The sequence below is a fragment of the Sulfitobacter sp. UBA1132 genome, assembly GCF_002311545.1.
GTDB classification, from domain to species: domain Bacteria; phylum Pseudomonadota; class Alphaproteobacteria; order Rhodobacterales; family Rhodobacteraceae; genus Sulfitobacter; species Sulfitobacter pontiacus.
The window spans coordinates 1-637 of record NZ_DCAN01000004.1; the positions used below are offsets into that span (position 1 = coordinate 1).

General features: G+C 61.4%; 1 protein-coding gene. It reads right to left on the minus strand.

Annotation, left to right across the window (positions count from 1 at the left end; translation table 11 throughout):
- Window positions 1–637, minus strand: a 637-nt coding sequence (locus B4F27_RS00930; protein ID WP_286758620.1) for a translation initiation factor IF-2 N-terminal domain-containing protein, incomplete at both ends; no start/stop codon positions are given.

Below are 637 nucleotides of genomic sequence, written 5' to 3' on the forward strand. Positions count from 1 at the left end.
CATGATCGTGATGACCGGGGGACGCGAGACCAGATCTTTCGGATCGTCTTCGGCTTCCTTGATCACGTCTTCAACGTCAGCGTCGGAAACGCGCACCACTTTGTGGCCGAATTCCTCGATGATCAGCTCGGCTGTGTCAGCGTCGATGGTTTCGTTCTGCGTGACCATCATGCCGTTTGTCATCAATGCTTTGACGACAGCGCCAACGCGTTCGGCCATCCGGTTCGCCAGTTCGGAAACCACGATCGCCGGAGGCAGGTTGACGTTGCGCACGACCTTTTCACGCTCAACCGAACCGCCCATTGCCTTCTGGCGCTGGCGTTCCTGCTTGCGTTTCATCTGCGCCATGGACCGTTGACGGCCACCTTCGCCACCGGACAAAGCCTGGTTCAGCGTCAGTTTGCCGGAACGACGACTATCGTCGCCACCCTTGTTGCGCTTGTTGGTTTCCTCGCGGTCGCCTTCTTTCTTGCGGGCCGCAGGGGTCGGTGCGCCGGATTTGATGTTCGGCGAACGCGGCGCAGCAGGGGCCGCTGCGGGGGCTGCGGCAGCGGCTGCTGCGGCTTCCGCTTCTTTCTTGCGGCGCTCGTCCTCTTCGGCTTTCGCCTTCAGGCTTTCCTCGCGCTCACGCTCTTCG